Source organism: Curtobacterium sp. VKM Ac-1376 (genome assembly GCF_015351025.1).
Lineage (GTDB): Bacteria > Actinomycetota > Actinomycetes > Actinomycetales > Microbacteriaceae > Curtobacterium.
Genome location: NZ_JADKRV010000045.1, coordinates 1 through 2,268, shown reverse-complemented (window position 1 = coordinate 2,268; position 2,268 = coordinate 1). Strand labels below are relative to the sequence as shown.

The following is a 2,268-nucleotide window of genomic DNA, read 5'->3' as shown; positions in this document are numbered from 1 at the left end:
CCGGCACGCGCAACGGATCTCGCGGGCGTTCTTGGGGTGACCAGCGCCGCTGCGACCCAGGCGGTTGACCGGCTCGTCACGCGTGGCCTCGTTGCGCGGGAACCCGACCCGGACGACCGCCGATCACGGATCGTTCGACTGACGACGGTCGGACAGCACTGTCTCCTCGAGGCATACGAGGACCTGCCCGACGCCGTGCAGGAGCTGCTCGACGCCGTCCCCGCAGCGGAAGCGGAACACATCATCTCCCTCGCCGCCGCCGTGCAAGAGGTCATCGACCGCACCGCCACGACGGAAGACTGACCAGATAGCGCTTCTCGTTAAGAAAGTTAGCGGCCTTCGGTGGGGGGTTTGTAGCGTGGGGTTGTCAGGAATTCCGCGCCCCTCGCGATGACCCCGGCTGTTCCGCCGGAAGCACGATTCGGGTAGCGCCTGAACAGTTGTCGTGGCCGATCCCGCCACGGAAAGGGCCCGGGGCCGCATGACCTTCCCATTCATCCCGTCCGCCGCAGTAGGTCTCACCCAGGGAACAGCGCCGACCACATCACGGATGGGGCGTGGATGCCGACCGGTGCTCTCCGAGGTGCAGCAGGCACGGCGCGGACGTCGCCTTGCTGGTACTGCGGTGATCACTGGGCTGGCTTCCGTCACGGCCGTCACCGCGACGGTGATGACCGCGGGGACCTGGTGACCGCACCCGAGGCGTCGCTGCCGCCGACCGAACCGATCGACATGATCCCGCTGCTCCGCGCCGACAGCCCGGAAACCGACACTCGACCGCATTCCCGGCACGTAGAAGCCGAGTGGCACCGTCGGGGACTCCTCGCTCCGGCCGAGCTCGATGCGCTCGTCACTGCCCGCGTCAACGACCTCCCCGCGATCGCTGCCGTCACCCCGGTGACCAGCGACGACCTGATCACATCCGATGAGCCGACCTACGGCGATTTTCTCAGGGAGCCAACCGCATGAGCATTCTCCTGCACCACCCGAACGTGTCCCCGGCCGCGCAGGCAGTGCTCGGCTGGGCGACAGCTGACGACGGCTTCTGGGTCGCCGACCACCGCGGAGCATTCGCAGGCACGATTGATCAGCAGGGTCGCCACTTCTTCGTCCGCAACGGCTTCGGCGAGTACATCGGTGACTATCGCACCTTCCGCGCCGCGCAGACCGCGCTCACCGACCGCGTCCTCCGGGTCCGGGCAGCACCGTCGTGCTGAACGTCCCCGACGGACTCACCGATGCACACCGACGGGTTTTCTACCGAGTAGTTGTCGTCGACACCGCACTGCGGTCCCGCACCGCAGGCCCCCACCCGGCTGCAGCGTCGCGGAGCACGTCGCGGGGAAGCTGGCCGAACTCCGCACGGTAGTCGCTCGCGAACCGGCTGAGATGCGTCATCCCGACCGACCGTGCCACCGTTGCGACCGACTCCGCAGTGCCCGACTCGAGGTGCTCTCGGGCCAGCAGCAGTCGAACTCCTTTGAGGTACGACAGCGGCGAGACGCCGTGAACCCGTTGGAACGCGCCCTGCAAGCCCCGGACGCTGAGTCCCGCTGCCGCCGCGACGTCGTCGACGGTGACTCGGTCCGCGACGTGGTCCAGCAGGAACGCCTCGGCTTTCGCCAGTCGGGTCCGTGCCGGCACCTCCCGCCCCTGTCCGACCGGCCAATGCGGCACCGCCGTCAACAGGCCCGCCGCGGCGAACCGGCTCAGCTCCCGCTCCCGCTCAGCCGAGACCGGGCCAACCGTGCCGAGGATCTCGGGCGCGATGGTCCGCACGACCAACCACCACGCCGCGAGCGGAGCACCTTCCGGGACGTGGTGCGGTTTGAACTCCAACGGCGCCTGATTCCAACCGCCCCGTTCCGCCGCGACCCGCTCGACAGTGTCCCGGTCGATGCGCATGAGATCTTTCGAGAAGTCCGTCCACCGGAACGATTGCCGGCCCTCCCGGTACAGCACCGGCCGACCGGGGAGCAACTCGTCACCATCGACCTTGCCATGGCCGGACTTCAACCAGACCACGATTACGGCGTCGTCGGACTCAACCTCACCCCGTACGGTCCCCGTGCACTGCATCGACTCCAACGACAGCAGCTCCGTCCCCGTAACCGTCTCCTCAAAGACGAACGGGTCCGCACCCGCGGTGACTTGCAGGCCATGCGTCCGGTGGGTTCGAGCAACCACCTGTCGCGCCCCTGCAACCTCACCCATCCGCGCAACCAACCGCGTCCGCTCCACCACTGCCTCATCCACCCTCCGATTCTC

Annotated in this window: 4 protein-coding genes; 3 read left to right on the top strand and 1 reads right to left on the bottom strand. The window is 68.0% G+C overall.

The window, feature by feature from the left end:
* The 3 genes from ITJ56_RS18060 to ITJ56_RS18050 form a co-directional block, all read left to right on the top strand.
* Positions 1 to 303: MarR family winged helix-turn-helix transcriptional regulator (locus tag ITJ56_RS18060; protein WP_194632014.1), on the top strand; the 303-nt coding region annotated here is incomplete at its 5' end.
* A 384-nt stretch (positions 304 to 687) separates the two neighbouring features.
* Positions 688 to 969 carry a hypothetical protein gene (locus tag ITJ56_RS18055; RefSeq protein ID WP_194632013.1) on the top strand — a complete coding sequence of 94 codons (282 nt, stop codon included), beginning with the start codon at positions 688 to 690 and terminating at the stop codon, positions 967 to 969.
* Positions 966 to 1,217 (top strand): hypothetical protein, encoded by a 252-nt coding sequence (locus tag ITJ56_RS18050; protein ID WP_194632012.1) that lies wholly within the window; start codon positions 966 to 968, stop codon positions 1,215 to 1,217. Before ITJ56_RS18055 ends, ITJ56_RS18050 begins: the two co-directional genes overlap by 4 nt.
* Positions 1,218 to 1,257: 40 nt before the next feature.
* Here the strand turns inward: ITJ56_RS18050 and ITJ56_RS18045 are convergent.
* Positions 1,258 to 2,268: AraC family transcriptional regulator (locus ITJ56_RS18045; RefSeq protein ID WP_228518188.1), on the bottom strand; the 1,011-nt coding region annotated here is incomplete at its 5' end.

Coding starts and splice junctions, on each gene's coding strand:
- ITJ56_RS18050 (WP_194632012.1), top strand. CDS start 966: ATGAGCATTCTCCTGCACCACCCGAACGTGTCCCCGGCCGCGCAGGCA.